We start from the raw sequence: 14,112 nt of genomic DNA, 5'->3' as shown, positions 1-14,112 counted from the left end.
CTGGGGGGTTGCCTCGTGGAACTGGCTCAAGTGCGGCTGCTGGTCACCGACTTCTCCGCGTGTTACCGCTTCTACGCCGACGTGCTGGGGCTGAAGCCGCAGTCGGGGGCGGCTTCGGGGCCGTACGAGAAGTTCAGCCCCACCGTGGGGTCCGCGGGGATCGCCTTGCAGGACCGGGCGATGATGGTGTCCGTGCTGGGCGAGTTGGGGGAGACGGCGGCGGGACACCGGTCGCTGGTGGTGCTGCGGGTGGACGGCCTGGACGCGTACTGCGAGGAGATCACCGCACGCGGGGCCGTGCTGCTGCACGGCCCGGCCCCGATGACGGACCGGATGCGCGTCGCCCGTCTGAAGGACCCCGAGGGGAACTTGGTGGAGTTGCAGGAGTGGCTGCTGCTGCGCGGTTGACCCGCCCGGTGGCCGTATGCGGTCTTCCGTCCGGCGGGCGGTGGTGGGACGCTGCTGAGCATGCGCGGTTCGAGGCGTCTTTCCTCCGCTGTCGGCCTTCTCGTCGTGGTCGTCGGTGGAGTCGCGGCCTGTGATCCCGGTGGGCTCGGTTCGGCCGCCGTCGCCTACACCACCGACCAGACCGCGACCAAGGAGCTTCAGCGGCAGCACGTGGACGTGCGCTGGCTGACCTGCACGGCCGGTTACGGCGACCGGGGGGCCACGCCCTCCGCCACCGCGGACACCGTCGCCACCGTCGACTGCCGGGGACAGACCAAGGACGGCAGGGACATCGCCGTCACCGGGAAGGTGACCCGGGCTGTCGACGGGGCCTGTGTGCGCGGGGATCTGACCGCCAAGGTCGGCGGGAAGCAGGTGTTCCATGTGAGCGGGCTGGGCAACTGCAACGCCACCCCGTCACCCGTCAGGCCGCCGGGGAACGGCCCCGGGCCGGCGCGGCCGACGGTCACCGTGACCGTCACGCGGACCATCTGGTGCCAGGGCGATCCGACGTGCTGGCCCGTGCAGGGCAAGTGACGGCGCCGGCACTGTCGTAGCCACTCGCTACGATGCCTCCGTACGCGATCATCCCGGCGCGAGGAGGCACACGCATGGCAGGGGAGCCGCAGGACGACTGCTTGTTCTGCAAGATCGTCGCGGGCAGCGTCCCGGCGACGCTCGTCCGTGAGACGGAGACGACCATCGCCTTCCGTGACATCAACCCCCAGGCGCCCACCCACGTCCTGGTGATCCCCAAGGCCCACCACAGGGACGCCGCCGCGCTCGCCGCCGAGGCGCCCGAGCTGGCCGCGGACGTGCTGCGCGAGACGCAGGCGGTGGCCGATCAGGAGAAGCTGGACAGCTACCGGATCGTGTTCAACACCGGCAGCGGCGCGGGGCAGACCGTCTGGCACGCGCACGCCCACGTCCTCGGCGGGCGCGGGCTGAACTGGCCGCCCGGGTAGCCGCCGTGTCCGTCCGCGAACTGGTCGTCCTCGGCACCGCCAGCCAGGTCCCGACCCGGCACCGCAACCACAACGGCTATCTGCTGCGCTGGGACGGCGAGGGCATCCTCTTCGACCCCGGCGAGGGCACGCAGCGCCAGATGCTGCGCGCCGGGGTCGCCGCCCACGACCTGAACCGGCTGTGCGTCACGCACTTCCACGGGGACCACTCGCTGGGACTGGCCGGGGTGATCCAGCGGATCAACCTCGACCAGGTCCCGCACGACGTCACCGCCCACTACCCGCGCTCCGGGCAGCGGTTCTTCGACCGGCTGCGGTACGCCACGGCCTACCGGGAGACCGTGCCGATCACCGAGGCGCCGGTGGCCGGGGACGGGGTGATCGCGCGGACCGAGGGCTACACGCTCGAGGCGCGCCGCCTGTCCCACCCCGTGGAGTCCTTCGGGTACCGCGTCGTCGAGCCCGACGGGCGGCGCATCCTGCCCGACAGGCTCGCCGCGCACGGGATCAAGGGGCCCGACGTCGGACGCATCCAGCGTGAGGGCGCGCTCGGCGGGGTGCGGCTGGAGGACGTCAGCGAGGTGCGCCGCGGGCAGCGGTTCGCCTTCGTCATGGACACCCGGTTGTGCGACGGCGTGCACGCCCTGGCCGAGGGGTGCGATCTGCTCGTCATCGAGTCCACCTTCCTCGACGAGGACGCCCGCCTCGCCGCCGACCACGGGCACCTGACGGCCGGTCAGGCGGCTCGGGTGGCCCGGGACGCCGGAGTGCGGCACCTGGTGCTCACCCACTTCAGCCAGCGCTACTCGGAGCCGGAGGAGTTCGAGCGGCAGGCGCGGGCCGCCGGCTTCGAGGGGGAGCTGACCGTGGCCCATGATCTGCTCCGGGTGCCGGTTCCGAAGCGTCGGTGACATCGCCGTAACATGTTTTGATGCCGCTACCCAAAGCCGAACTGCACCTTCACATCGAAGGCACCCTGGAGCCCGAGCTGGCCTTCGCGCTGGCCGGGCGCAACGGGGTCCAGCTGCCCTACGCCGACGAGGACGCCCTGCGCGAGGCGTACCGGTTCGAGGATCTGCAGTCCTTCCTCGACCTGTACTACGCCCTGATGGCCGTGCTGCTCACCGAGCAGGACTTCGAGGATCTCGCCGACGCCTATCTCGCGCGCGCCGCCGCTCAGGGCGTGCGGCATGCGGAGATCTTCTTCGATCCGCAGGCCCACCTGGCACGGGGTGTGTCGATGGGCACGGTCGTCGAGGGGCTGTGGCGGGCGCTCGGGAACAGCGAGGCGCGGCACGGCGTCTCCACCCGGCTGATCATGTGCTTCCTGCGCGACGAGTCCGCCGGGTCGGCCATGGAGACCCTGGACGCTGCCAAGCCCTACCTGGACCGGATCACCGGGATCGGGCTCGACTCCGCCGAGGTCGGGCACCCGCCGGTGAAGTTCCGCGAGGTGTACGAGGCCGCCGCCGCGCTCGGGCTGCGCCGCGTCGCGCACGCCGGGGAGGAGGGGCCGCCGGAGTACATCACCGAGGCCCTGGACGTCCTCGGCGTCGAGCGCGTCGACCACGGGCTGCGCTGCATGGAGGATCCGGCGCTGGTCGAGCGGCTGGTGCGCGAGCGGGTGCCGCTGACGCTGTGCCCGCTGTCCAACGTGCGGCTGCGAGCCGTGGACGTCCTCGCCGAGCACCCGCTGCCCGCCATGCTCGACGCCGGGCTGCTGTGCACGGTCAACTCCGACGATCCCGCCTACTTCGGCGGTTACGCCGGCGACAACTTCGACGCCGTACGGCGTGACCTGCACCTGAGCGAGGACCGGCTGCGCGAGCTGGCCCGCAACTCCTTCCTCGCCTCCTTCCTGGACGACGACGAGGAGCGGCGGGCACGGTATCTCGCCGAGGTGGAGGCGTACGTCTTCTGAGGACGTACGCCGGTCAGGCGGCCGGCGTCGTCTCGCGGGCCAGGGGTGTCGTGCTCGCCACGGGGATCTCGACCACGGCCGGGGTCTCCACGGGGAACTCGACCACCGGCAGCGGGCGCCGGCCCGCCGCCCGCGCGACCACCGTCATCGGTACGGCGACCACCAGCACGCCGGCCGCCAGGACCGTGCCCATCACCGGGAAGCCGGCCTGGGCGGCCAGCAGACTGCCGGTGAGCGGGCCCGCCGCCGTGCCGAGGGACGAGGCCGAGCCGACCAGGACCGCCCAGCGGCCCTGCGGGTCGAGGGAGGCGGCCAGGCCGATGAGGTACGACAGCACGATCGGGTAGAGCGTGTTCCACGCGATCTCGCCGGCCGCGAAGGACGCCGGGCCGGTCGCGGACGCGCTCAGCGCGATGCAGGCCGCGATCAGCACCGTGCCCACGCCGATCGGCGCGACGCGGCCGAAGCGCGGGCCGAGCGCGCCCGCGCCCGTCACGCCCAGCAGGCCCGCGCCCAGCGCCACGGCGAACACCGCGCCGACCGCCGACTCCGACAGGTGGGCCTGCGCGAGGCCGATGCGGCCGCTCACCCCCCACAGCGCGTTCTGCGCGAGGGACCAGCACGGCATCGCCGCCGCGAGGAGCAGGCCGGCCCGCAGATGGGGGAGGCGGGTGGCCGGGGCACGCCGCGTGTGCGGGGAGGTGGCGGTGCGGGCGGGCAGACGGCTCGTCAGGGGCCAGACGGCGAGGGCGGCGAGGGCGATCGCCGCCAGCGGCTGGGCGTGGCCCGGGCCGAGATGCGGGATCGTCAGGCACAGGGCGGCGGCCAGGGCCGAGACGCCGAGCAGCCCCACCGTGGTCGTGCGGTGCGGGTCCCTCTGGGCGGCGATCCCGGTGGCGGCGACCGCCGTGATCGTGCCCGAGCCGAACCCGCCGATCACCGCACCCGCCACGACGGCCGGTACGGCGGCGGTGAGCGCGGCACCGCCGTAGCCGAGCAGCGCGAGGGTGAGGCCGAGGCGGGCCACCAGGCGGGCGCCGAGCCGCTCCACCCGGGAGGCCAGGAGGAAGCCGGCGGTGGCCGAGCCGAGCAGCAGCGCGCTGCCGACCGCGCCGGCCTGAGTGGCCGTCAGCGGCAGACCGGAGTCGAGGCGGCCGACGGTGGTCGGCAGCAGGTAGGGGGCGAGATACCCGGCCGTGAAGAGGGCGACGAGGGGCCAGGGTGTGGTGCGGGGGGCGGACACGGGCGTTCCCAGGGCATGCGAAAGGAGCGGCACAGAAGGGGGATGGGCGACGACCGTCGACGGACAGGAACGCGCGCAGAATTTGTATCAAGCGCGGCGGGCGGGAAGAAGAGCGGGGGGTGTGATCTGGCGCACGTCGCGGTTTGGTGTGCCTGAGACGGGGTAAACGAGCGCGCTATCGCCAGTGGGGGGCGCCGCCCGTGCCGGGTGCCGTGGCCTCGATCTTCGTCCGGATCTCCCGCATCACCGCGACGATCCGCTCCTCGTGCCCCGCCGTCAGCCGGGCCACCGGCACCGAGCAGCTGACCGCGTCCTGTGCCGGGGTGTCGTAGCGCAGCGCGAAGCCGAAGCCGACGATGCCGGGCACGCCCTCCTCGCGGTCGATCGCGTAGCCGCGCTCACGGATCGCGGCCAGATCGGCGAGCAGGGAGACGCGGGTGGTGTGCGAGTGCGGGGTCAGCGCCTCGTAGGGGCCTTCCGGGAGGTCGTCGTCGGGGTGTTCGGCCAGCAGGGCCTTGCCCAGGGCACCGGCGTGCGCCGGGAGACGGCGGCCGACACGGCTGATCGTGCGCAGGTATTCGTGTGATTCGCGGGTCGCCAGGTAGGCCACGCTGTGGCCGTCCAGCCGGCCCAGGTGGATCGTCTCGCCGAGCGCGTCCGACGCCTCGTCGAGGTAGGGGCGTACGAGACGCACCCGGGGGTCGGAGTCCAGATAGCTGGTGCCGGTCAGCAGGGCGTGGATGCCGATGCCGTAGAGCGAGCCCGTGACGTCGGTGCGCACCCAGCCGCGGGAGATCAGGGTCTGCAGCAGGGCGTACATCGAACTGCGCGGCACCTGAAGGGCGTCCGCCAGTTCCTGGAGGCGGGCCGGGCGGTCGCCGCGCGCGGCCAGCAGCTCCAGCAGTTCCACCGTGCGCGCCGCCGACTTCACCTCGCGGACGCCGCCGCCTGTCTCCGCCATGTGCCGATCGTAAGCGTCGGTCGCCGACCCATTGACGCTGTCTGTTCAGCTCCTTAATCTCTGTCTCCATACGTGGATAGTATCTACATGGGGAGATGAGATCAGTGGTCGACGACCGGCGCACCGACGTGGCGCGCAGGCTGCGGGACGGGATGGCGGGCGGCGTGCTCTCCTTCCCGCTCACCGCCTTCCATGACGACGGCACCCTCGATCCGGACGGCTGCCGGGCCCATGTGGCCGCTCAGCTCGCCGCCGGACCCGGCGCGCTCTTCCCCGCCTGCGGCACCGGCGAGTTCTTCTCCCTCGACGAGGACGAGTACCGGCAGGTCGTCACCGCCGCCGTCACCGAAGCGGCCGGCCGCGTGCCCGTCGTCGCCGGCACCGGGTACGGCTGGGCCCAGGCCGCCCGCTTCGCGCGGATCGCCGAGGAAGCCGGCGCCGACGCCCTCCTGGTCCTGCCGCACTACCTGGTCGACGTCCCGCAGGACGGGCTCGTCGCCCACCTCGAGCAGCTCGCCGCCCGCACCCGGCTGCCCCTGATCGCCTACCAGCGCGGCCAGGTCGCCTACAGCGCCGCCGCCCTGCGGCGCATCGCCGGGATCCCCGGCGTGATCGGCCTCAAGGACGGCCACAGCGACCTCGACCGCCTCCAGCGCCTCACCCTCGCCGCACCCGAGGGCTTCCTGTTCTTCAACGGCGCCGCCACCGCCGAGATCCAGGCCCGCGCCTACGCCACCGTCGGCGTGCCCGCCTACTCCTCCGCCGTCCACGCCTTCGCCCCCGAGATCGCGCACGCCTTCCTCAGCGGCCTGCGCGCCGGTGACGACGGCGCCGTCGACAAGCTGCTGCGCGGCTTCTACGTCCCCCTCGTCGAACTGCGCGACCGTGTCCCCGGATACGCCGTGTCCCTGGTCAAGGCGGCCGCCCGGCTGCGCGGCGCCCCCGTCGGGCCCGTACGCGCCCCGCTCACCGACCCCTCGGCCGCCGACCTGGCCGACCTGAGGACCCTGCTCGCCGCCGGACTCGACCTCGTAGGAGCCGCCCTGTGAACCTCACCATCGCCGACGTCCGCCTCACGCCGATCCTCGTCGCCGACCCGCCGCTGCTGAACACCCAGGGCGTCCACCAGCCGTACACCCCGCGGCTGATCGTGGAGGTGGTCACCGCCGACGGGATCACGGGCGTCGGCGAGACCTACGGCGACACCAAGTACCTGGAGCTGGCCCGGCCGTTCGCCGAGCGTCTGGTCGGCCGCCAGGTCAGCGACCTGAACGGCCTGTTCACCGTGGCCGACGAGCTCGCCGTGGACGCCTCCCGGGTCTTTGGCCAGGTCGACGTCGGCGGGCTGCGCGGTGTGCAGACGGCCGACAAGCTGCGGCTGTCCGTCGTCTCCGGCTTCGAGGTCGCCTGCCTCGACGCCCTCGGCAAGGCGCTCGGGCTGCCCGTGCACGCCCTGCTCGGCGGCAAGGTGCGCGACGCCGTCGAGTACAGCGCCTACCTGTTCTACAAGTGGGCCGAGCACCCCGAGGGCGTGCCCGCGGAGAAGGACGACTGGGGGGCGGCCCTGGACCCGGCCGGGGTCGTCGCGCAGGCCCGGCTGTTCACCGAGCGGTACGGGTTCACCTCCTACAAGCTCAAGGGCGGCGTCTTCCCGCCCGAGCAGGAGGTCGCGGCGATCCGCGCGCTCGCCGGCGCCTTCCCCGGCCGCCCGCTGCGCCTCGACCCCAACGGTGCCTGGTCCGTGGAGACCTCGCTGAAGGTCGCCCGGGAACTCGCGGACGTCCTGGAGTACCTGGAGGACCCCGCGCTCGGCACCCCGGCCATGGCCGAGGTCGCCCGCCACACCGACGTGCCGCTCGCCACCAACATGTGCGTGACGACGTTCGCGGAGATCAAGGAGGCGTTCGCCCGCGACGCCGTCCAGGTCGTCCTCTCCGACCACCACTACTGGGGCGGGCTGCGCAACACCCAGCAGCTCGCCGCGCTGTGCCGCACCTTCGGGGTCGGGGTGTCCATGCACTCCAACACCCACCTCGGCATCTCGCTGGCCGCCATGACCCATGTCGCGGCCACCGTGCCGGACCTGCACCACGCCTGCGACTCCCACTACCCCTGGCAGTCGGAGGACGTCCTCACCGAGCGGCTGACGTTCGAGGGCGGACGTGTGGCCGTATCGGACGCACCGGGCCTGGGCGTCGAGCTCGACCCCGGCAAGCTCGCCTCCCTGCACCGGCGCTGGCTCGACGACGACGGCCGGCTGCGCGACCGCGACGACGCGGCCGCGATGCGGGCCGTGGACCCCGGGTGGGTCACGCCGTCGGTCCCGCGCTGGTGACGCACGCCGCCGCCTTCTCCCCCCGCTCGTAACTCCCCTTTCCCTGCCCACGATCGGAGCCGCTCGTGTCAGCAGCAGTGCCCGAGGTACACCCGCCGGCGGTACAGTCCGCCGTCCGCAAGATCTTCCGCCGTGTGGTCCCGCTGTTCTTCGTGATGTTCGTGGCGAACTACATGGACCGCGTCAACCTCGGCTTCGCCCAGGACCAGCTCCGCGCCGACGTCGGGCTGTCGGCCGCCGCCTTCGGCCTCGGCGCCGGCATCTTCTTCATCGCGTACGCGATCTTCGAGATCCCCTCCAACATGCTGATGGAGCGCTTCGGCGCCAAGGTCTGGCTCACCCGGATCATGATCAGCTGGGGTGTCGTGGCGACGGCGATGGCCTTCGTCGACAGTGCCGCCCTGTTCTACGCCCTGCGCTTCCTGCTCGGCGTCGCGGAAGCGGGCTTCTTCCCGGCCGTCATCTACTACTTCAGCCGCTGGCTGCCCGACTCCCACCGCGGACGGGCCACCGGCATCTTCCTGATGGGCTCGGGCACGGCGACCGTCGTCGTCGGCCCGCTCTCCGGGGCGCTGCTGGAGATGCACGGCGTGTGGGGGCACGCAGGCTGGCAGTGGATGTTCTTCATCGAGGGCGTCTTCTCCGTGGTCCTCGGCTTGGTCGTCTACCGCTTCCTCGACTCCGGCATCGACACGGCCGACTGGCTGACCGAGCAGGAGAAGACGGAGCTGGTGGCCGTCATCGACGCCGAGCAGGACGGACGGGACAGCGCCCGCGCGCAGATGTCCCGCTGGAAGCTGCTCGCCGATCCGCAGATGCTGGTGTTCCTGTGGATCTACTTCGCGATCAACGTGGCCCTGTACGCGGTGACGTTCTGGCTGCCGTCGATCGTGGCCGACATCGGCGACCTGAGCGAGTTCCAGGTGGGGCTGCTGACGGCGGTGCCGTGGCTGTGCGCGATCGCCGCGGTGTACGTCAGCGGGCGGATCTCGGACCGGCTCGGGCGGCGGCGCCCGGTGCTGGTGGCGCTGCTGCTCCTGGGCGGCGCCGGGACCCTGCTGGCGGTGTTCGTCTCGCCGTGGCTGGGACTGGGCGCGCTCTGCCTGGCCGCCATGGGCTTCAAGCCGGCGTCCCCCGTCTTCTGGACGATCCCGCAGAGCTACCTCGACGCGCGGGCCGCCGCGCCCGGCATCGCCCTGATCAACTCCATCGGAAACCTGGGCGGGTTCGTCGCGCCGACCGCCTTCGGGCTCATCGAGGACGCGACGGGCTCGACGAAGGCGGGGCTGGTCGGCCTCACCCTCGTCGGTTTCCTCGCCGCGCTGAGCGTGCTGTGCGTGCGGGGCGGCGGCCGCAACGACCGGCGCCGCGTGAAAGCGCGGCCCGCCGTGACACCGGCGGCACCCGGGACGAGTCCGGGTGCGGCACGGGTGGCGGGAGAGCCGGGGGCGGCGGGGCGGCCGGGGGCGGCACCGGCCTGACGCCGGTCGGGGCCGGGGGAGGGCGGGGCGGCCCCGCCCCGGCTCTGACACCGGTTCGGGCCGCGGGCGCGGTGCGTTGCCCGACGGAAGCGGCGCTTCGCCGGTGCCGTGGTGCAAACTGGCCAGATCCGCACCACGTCAGGGAGCGCACCGTGACCCCGTCCACCGGAGCCATGGGACCGATGGGATCCATGGGAGAGGACCGCGACCGCCGGCCGCAGATCGACCCGCTCGCCGCCCTGCGCACGGCAGGCGATCCGCCCTGGGACGTCTTCCTGACCGGCACCGTCTTCCTCGACATCGTCTTCACCGGCCTCGACTCCGCCCCGGTCCGCGGGACGGAGTCCTGGGCGCGGGGGATGGGTTCCAGCCCCGGCGGCGTCGCCAACATGGCCACCGCGCTCGCCCGGCTCGGGCTGCGGACCTCCCTGGCCGCGGCCTTCGGCGACGACCACTACGGCGAGTACTGCTGGGACGCGCTGGAGCAGGGCGAGGGCATCGACCTCACGCCGTCGCGGACCGTGCCCGGCTGGCACTCCCCGGTCACCGTGTCGATGGCGTACGAGGGGGAGCGCACGATGGTCTCCCACGGCCACGAACCGCCGCCGGAGGAGCCCGCCCCGGACCATCCGCCCCACGCCCGTGCCGCCGTCGCCTCCCTCACGCCCGGCCGGCGCGCCCCCTGGATCGCCAAGGCCGCGAGCCGCGGCACCCGCATCTTCGCCGACGTCGGCTGGGACGACACCGGGGCGTGGGACCTGGCGGGCCTCGCCGACCTGGAGCACTGCGAGGCCTTCCTGCCGAACGCCGACGAGGCGATGCGCTACACCGGCGCGGACTGCCCGAGGGCGGCGGCCCACGCCCTCACGCGTCATGTGCCGGTCGCGGTCGTCACGCTCGGCGCGGAGGGGGCGTACGCCGTGGACCGGCGCACGGGGGAGTCCGCGGAGGTCCCGGCGATCGCCGTGGAGGCCCTGGACCCGACCGGCGCCGGGGACGTCTTCGTCGCGGGCTTCGTCACCGGCACGCTCGCCGGCTGGCCGCTGGCCGACCGGCTCGCCTTCGCGGGGCTCACCGCCGCGCTGTCGGTGCAGGAGTTCGGCGGCTCGCTCTCGGCGCCCGGCTGGGCCGAGATCGGCGCCTGGTGGCGCGAGGTCCGCTCGGTCGACGGCCAGAACCCGACGGCCCTGCGCCGCTACGCCTTCCTCGACGGCCTGGTCCCCGACGCCCGGTCCGCGTGCTGGCCCCTGCGCCGGGCCGTCCCCACGATCGGCTTCCGCAACCCGGCCTGACGGTGGGCCGCGCCCGGCGCATACGGCCCCGCGCCCCTGGACCGGCCCCAGTCCCGCCCCCGAAGCACCCCCACCCCCGAAAAGCTCTTCGGTGATGTCAGCCCCGCGTCGTACCCTTGGAGTCGCGAGGCCGCTCGAAGCCATGCGCGGCCGTGACGAGGAGGAACCGCAAGGCGCGCCGCGCCGGCCCATGACTGAGACACCGACAGCTCACACCCCCGCGCAGGGGCAGGCGAAGGCACAGTTCACCGTCCCCGCCCAGCACCCCATGGTGACCGTTCTGGGTTCAGGCGACTCCCTGCTGCGTGTGATCGAGAAGGCCTTCCCGGCGGCCGACATCCACGTCCGGGGCAATGAGATCAGCGCCGCCGGCGACCCCGTGGACGTCGCCCTCATCTCGCGTGTGCTGGAAGAGATGTTGCTGGTGCTCCGCACCGGGCAGCCGATGACGGAGGACGCCGTGGAACGCTCGATCGCCATGCTCAAGGCCAGCGACGCCGGCACGAGCGACGGCCCGGAGACCCCGGCGCAGGTCCTCACGCAGAACATCCTGTCCTCGCGGGGCCGCACCATCCGCCCCAAGACCCTCAACCAGAAGCGGTACGTCGACGCGATCGACAAGCACACGATCGTCTTCGGCATCGGCCCCGCCGGTACGGGCAAGACGTACCTCGCCATGGCCAAGGCCGTGCAGGCCCTGCAGTCCAAGCAGGTCAACCGGATCATCCTCACCCGGCCCGCCGTCGAGGCCGGCGAGCGGCTGGGCTTCCTGCCGGGCACGCTCTACGAGAAGATCGACCCCTACCTGCGCCCGCTGTACGACGCGCTGCACGACATGCTCGACCCCGACTCCATCCCGCGGCTGATGGCCGCCGGGACGATCGAGGTCGCCCCGCTGGCGTACATGCGCGGACGCACACTCAACGACGCCTTCATCATCCTGGACGAGGCCCAGAACACCTCCCCCGAGCAGATGAAGATGTTCCTCACCCGCCTCGGCTTCGACTCCAAGATCGTGATCACGGGTGATGTGACGCAGGTCGACCTGCCGGGCGGGCAGAAGTCCGGTCTGCGCCAGGTCCAGGACATCCTGGAGGGCGTCGAGGACGTCCACTTCTCACGGCTGTCGTCGCAGGATGTCGTCCGGCACAAGCTGGTCGGCCGTATCGTCGACGCGTACGAGAAGTACGACAGCACGCACGGCACCGAGAACGGCGGCTCCAGGGCCGGCCGGGGCAAGTCCGCGCACAAGGGGAAGTAGACACACACAGCACCATGTCGATCGACGTCAACAACGAGTCCGGAACCGAGGTCGACGAGCAGGCGATCCTCGACATCGCCCGCTACGCGCTCGCACGGATGCGCATCCACCCGCTCTCCGAGCTCTCGGTGATCGTCGTGGACGCCGACGCCATGGAGCAGCTCCATGTGCAGTGGATGGACCTGCCCGGACCCACCGATGTCATGTCCTTCCCGATGGACGAGCTGAGGCCGCCGTCCAAGGACGACGACGAGCCCCCGCAGGGCCTGCTCGGCGACATCGTGCTGTGCCCGGAGGTCGCCGCCAAGCAGGGCGCCGACGCGCCGACGCGGCACTCCATGGACGAGGAGCTCCAGCTGCTCACCGTCCACGGGGTGCTGCACCTGCTGGGCTACGACCACGAGGAGCCGGACGAGAAGGCGGAGATGTTCGGCCTGCAGGCGGCCATCGTGGACGGCTGGCGCGCCGAGCGGGGCCTGACCGGCCCCTCCCCGGCGCCCACCGTGTCGTAGGCCCATGAGTCCGCAACTCGTCCTCGGCGCGATCGCCCTGGTCGTCGTCGCCTGGCTCGCCGCCTGCGCGGAGGCGGGCCTGGCGCGCGTCTCCAGCTTCCGCGCCGAGGAAGCCGCCAAGTCCGGCCGCCGCGGCAGCGCCAAGCTCGCCCAGATCGCCGCCGACCCCACCCGCTACCTCAATGTGGCGCTGCTGGTCCGCGTCGCCTGCGAGATGGCCGCCGCCGCGCTGGTCACCTACGCCTGCCTCCAGGAGTTCGAGGGCACCGCCGCGGCCCTGCTCGTCGCCATCGCCGTGATGGTGCTCGTGTCGTACGTCGCCGTCGGGGTCTCCCCGCGCACCATCGGCCGCCAGCACCCGCTGAACACCGCGACGGCGGCGGCGTACGTGCTGCTGCCGCTCGCCCGGGTCATGGGCCCGATCCCGTCGCTGCTGATCCTCATCGGCAACGCGCTCACCCCCGGCAAGGGCTTCCGCCGCGGGCCGTTCGCCTCCGAGGCGGAACTGCGCGCGCTGGTCGACCTCGCCGAGGCCGAGTCGCTGATCGAGGCCGACGAGCGGCGCATGGTGCACTCGGTGTTCGAGCTGGGCGACACGCTCGTGCGCGAGGTCATGGTGCCGCGCACCGACCTGGTCACCATCGAGCGGTACAAGACGATCCGGCAGGCCCTCACCCTCGCCCTGCGCTCCGGGTTCTCCCGCATCCCGGTCACCGGCGAGAACGAGGACGACATCGTCGGGATCGTCTACCTCAAGGACCTGACCCGCAAGACGCACATCAACCGGGACGCCGAGAGCGAGCTGGTCTCCACGGCCATGCGCCCCGCCGTGTTCGTCCCGGACACCAAGAACGCCGGCGATCTGCTGCGCGAGATGCAGAAGGAGCGCAACCACGTCGCCGTCGTCATCGACGAGTACGGCGGCACGGCCGGCATCGTCACCATCGAGGACATCCTCGAGGAGATCGTCGGCGAGATCACCGACGAGTACGACCGGGAGCTGCCGCCCGTCGAGGAGCTGGGCGCCGACCGCTTCCGGGTCACCGCCCGCCTCGACATCGGCGACCTCGGCGAGCTGTACGGCCTGGAGGCCTACGACGACGAGGACGTGGAGACCGTCGGCGGTCTGCTCGCCAAGGCCCTCGGCCGGGTGCCCATCGCCGGCGCCTCCAGCGTCGTCGAACTGCCCGACGGGCGGAAGCTGCGGCTGACGGCCGAGTCCGCGGCCGGGCGGCGCAACAAGATCGTCACGGTGCTGGCCGAGCCGGTCGCCCCGGCGGACGAGCCCGACGGCGAAGAGGAGAAGCCGGAGTGACCCCCAAGGAGCTGCGCGCCCTCTGCCTGTCGTTCAACGCGGCCGAGGAGGACTTCCCGTTCCGCCCCGAGATCTCGGTGTTCAAGGTGCTGGGCAAGATGTTCGCGCTGACCCAGCTGGACGCGCGGCCCCTGACGATCAACCTCAAGTGCGACCCGGAGGACGCGATCCGGCTGCGCCGCGAGCACGAGGGGCTGATCGTGCCCGGCTGGCACATGAACAAGCGCCACTGGAACACGGTCACGGTCGACGGCGACCTCCCGGATCCTCTGATCCGTGAACTCGTCGAGGACTCCTACGACCTGGTGGTCGCCGGCCTGCCGAAAGCGGAACGACTTCGCCTGGACCGTTCCTAGGAACGTGGAAGCGCGCGGAAGCC

General features: G+C 72.4%; 15 protein-coding genes. 13 read left to right on the top strand and 2 right to left on the bottom strand.

Annotation, left to right across the window (positions count from 1 at the left end; genetic code table 11):
* The first annotated feature begins 15 nt into the window (after nt 1–15).
* From AB0J12_RS14880 to AB0J12_RS14860, 5 genes are all read left to right on the top strand, one after another.
* The gene (locus AB0J12_RS14880) at nt 16–408 is read left to right on the top strand and encodes a VOC family protein (RefSeq protein WP_363264690.1); all 393 of its coding nucleotides are present in this window, start codon (nt 16–18) and stop codon (nt 406–408) included.
* Between the two features lie 60 nt (nt 409–468).
* Nucleotides 469–984, top strand: coding sequence for a hypothetical protein (locus tag AB0J12_RS14875; protein ID WP_363264689.1), 516 nt, complete (start codon nt 469–471; stop codon nt 982–984).
* A gap of 74 nt (nt 985–1,058) precedes the next feature.
* Nucleotides 1,059–1,412, top strand: a complete 354-nt coding sequence (locus AB0J12_RS14870) for a histidine triad nucleotide-binding protein (RefSeq protein WP_363264688.1) — start codon at nt 1,059–1,061, stop codon at nt 1,410–1,412.
* A gap of 5 nt (nt 1,413–1,417) precedes the next feature.
* On the top strand, nt 1,418–2,323 hold the full coding sequence (locus tag AB0J12_RS14865) for a ribonuclease Z (protein WP_363264687.1): 906 nt from the start codon (nt 1,418–1,420) through the stop codon (nt 2,321–2,323).
* Between the two features lie 20 nt (nt 2,324–2,343).
* The gene (locus tag AB0J12_RS14860) at nt 2,344–3,333 is read left to right on the top strand and encodes an adenosine deaminase (protein ID WP_363264686.1); all 990 of its coding nucleotides are present in this window, start codon (nt 2,344–2,346) and stop codon (nt 3,331–3,333) included.
* Between the two features lie 13 nt (nt 3,334–3,346).
* On the opposite strand, the gene AB0J12_RS14855 is transcribed toward AB0J12_RS14860, so the two are convergent.
* Both AB0J12_RS14855 and AB0J12_RS14850 read right to left on the bottom strand, forming a co-directional pair.
* A complete protein-coding gene (locus AB0J12_RS14855) occupies nt 3,347–4,576 on the bottom strand; it encodes an MFS transporter (RefSeq protein ID WP_363264685.1) in 1,230 nt (409 codons plus the stop codon).
* Between the two features lie 175 nt (nt 4,577–4,751).
* Nucleotides 4,752–5,537 carry an IclR family transcriptional regulator gene (locus AB0J12_RS14850; protein WP_363264684.1) on the bottom strand — a complete coding sequence of 262 codons (786 nt, stop codon included), beginning with the start codon at nt 5,535–5,537 and terminating at the stop codon, nt 4,752–4,754.
* A gap of 95 nt (nt 5,538–5,632) precedes the next feature.
* On the opposite strand from AB0J12_RS14850, the gene AB0J12_RS14845 reads away from it, so the two are divergent.
* From AB0J12_RS14845 to AB0J12_RS14810, 8 genes are all read left to right on the top strand, one after another.
* The gene (locus AB0J12_RS14845; protein WP_363264683.1) at nt 5,633–6,586 is read left to right on the top strand and encodes a 5-dehydro-4-deoxyglucarate dehydratase; all 954 of its coding nucleotides are present in this window, start codon (nt 5,633–5,635) and stop codon (nt 6,584–6,586) included.
* On the top strand, nt 6,583–7,872 hold the full coding sequence (locus AB0J12_RS14840; RefSeq protein WP_363264682.1) for a glucarate dehydratase family protein: 1,290 nt from the start codon (nt 6,583–6,585) through the stop codon (nt 7,870–7,872). The genes AB0J12_RS14845 and AB0J12_RS14840 overlap by 4 nt, the downstream gene beginning before the upstream one ends.
* 65 nt (nt 7,873–7,937) lie before the next feature.
* Nucleotides 7,938–9,353, top strand: coding sequence for an MFS transporter (locus AB0J12_RS14835; RefSeq protein ID WP_363264681.1), 1,416 nt, complete (start codon nt 7,938–7,940; stop codon nt 9,351–9,353).
* Between the two features lie 173 nt (nt 9,354–9,526).
* Nucleotides 9,527–10,645 carry a PfkB family carbohydrate kinase gene (locus tag AB0J12_RS14830; protein ID WP_363264874.1) on the top strand — a complete coding sequence of 373 codons (1,119 nt, stop codon included), beginning with the start codon at nt 9,527–9,529 and terminating at the stop codon, nt 10,643–10,645.
* 190 nt (nt 10,646–10,835) lie between these two features.
* The gene (locus AB0J12_RS14825; protein ID WP_363264680.1) at nt 10,836–11,906 is read left to right on the top strand and encodes a PhoH family protein; all 1,071 of its coding nucleotides are present in this window, start codon (nt 10,836–10,838) and stop codon (nt 11,904–11,906) included.
* Nucleotides 11,907–11,920: 14 nt separating this feature from the next.
* A complete protein-coding gene (gene ybeY, locus AB0J12_RS14820) occupies nt 11,921–12,418 on the top strand; it encodes an rRNA maturation RNase YbeY (RefSeq protein ID WP_363264679.1) in 498 nt (165 codons plus the stop codon).
* 4 nt (nt 12,419–12,422) lie between these two features.
* Entirely contained in the window at nt 12,423–13,733 is a 1,311-nt protein-coding gene (locus AB0J12_RS14815; protein ID WP_363264678.1) for a hemolysin family protein, read from the top strand.
* A complete protein-coding gene (locus AB0J12_RS14810; RefSeq protein ID WP_363264677.1) occupies nt 13,730–14,089 on the top strand; it encodes an MmcQ/YjbR family DNA-binding protein in 360 nt (119 codons plus the stop codon). Before AB0J12_RS14815 ends, AB0J12_RS14810 begins: the two co-directional genes overlap by 4 nt.
* Nucleotides 14,090–14,112 lie beyond the last annotated feature (23 nt).

Origin of the sequence: Streptomyces sp. NPDC049915 (assembly GCF_040656475.1) — a bacterium.
Taxonomy (GTDB): Bacteria; Actinomycetota; Actinomycetes; order Streptomycetales; family Streptomycetaceae; genus Streptomyces.
The sequence above is the reverse complement of the archived record's forward strand: the minus strand, read 5'-3'. Positions and strand labels throughout refer to the sequence as shown.

Coding starts and splice junctions, on each gene's coding strand:
- AB0J12_RS14875 (WP_363264689.1), top strand. CDS start 469: ATGCGCGGTTCGAGGCGTCTTTCCTCCGCTGTCGGCCTTCTCGTCGTG.
- AB0J12_RS14870 (WP_363264688.1), top strand. CDS start 1,059: ATGGCAGGGGAGCCGCAGGACGACTGCTTGTTCTGCAAGATCGTCGCG.
- AB0J12_RS14860 (WP_363264686.1), top strand. CDS start 2,344: ATGCCGCTACCCAAAGCCGAACTGCACCTTCACATCGAAGGCACCCTG.
- AB0J12_RS14850 (WP_363264684.1), bottom strand. CDS start 5,537: ATGGCGGAGACAGGCGGCGGCGTCCGCGAGGTGAAGTCGGCGGCGCGC.
- AB0J12_RS14845 (WP_363264683.1), top strand. CDS start 5,633: ATGAGATCAGTGGTCGACGACCGGCGCACCGACGTGGCGCGCAGGCTG.
- AB0J12_RS14830 (WP_363264874.1), top strand. CDS start 9,527: ATGGGACCGATGGGATCCATGGGAGAGGACCGCGACCGCCGGCCGCAG.
- AB0J12_RS14825 (WP_363264680.1), top strand. CDS start 10,836: ATGACTGAGACACCGACAGCTCACACCCCCGCGCAGGGGCAGGCGAAG.
- ybeY (WP_363264679.1), top strand. CDS start 11,921: ATGTCGATCGACGTCAACAACGAGTCCGGAACCGAGGTCGACGAGCAG.
- AB0J12_RS14815 (WP_363264678.1), top strand. CDS start 12,423: ATGAGTCCGCAACTCGTCCTCGGCGCGATCGCCCTGGTCGTCGTCGCC.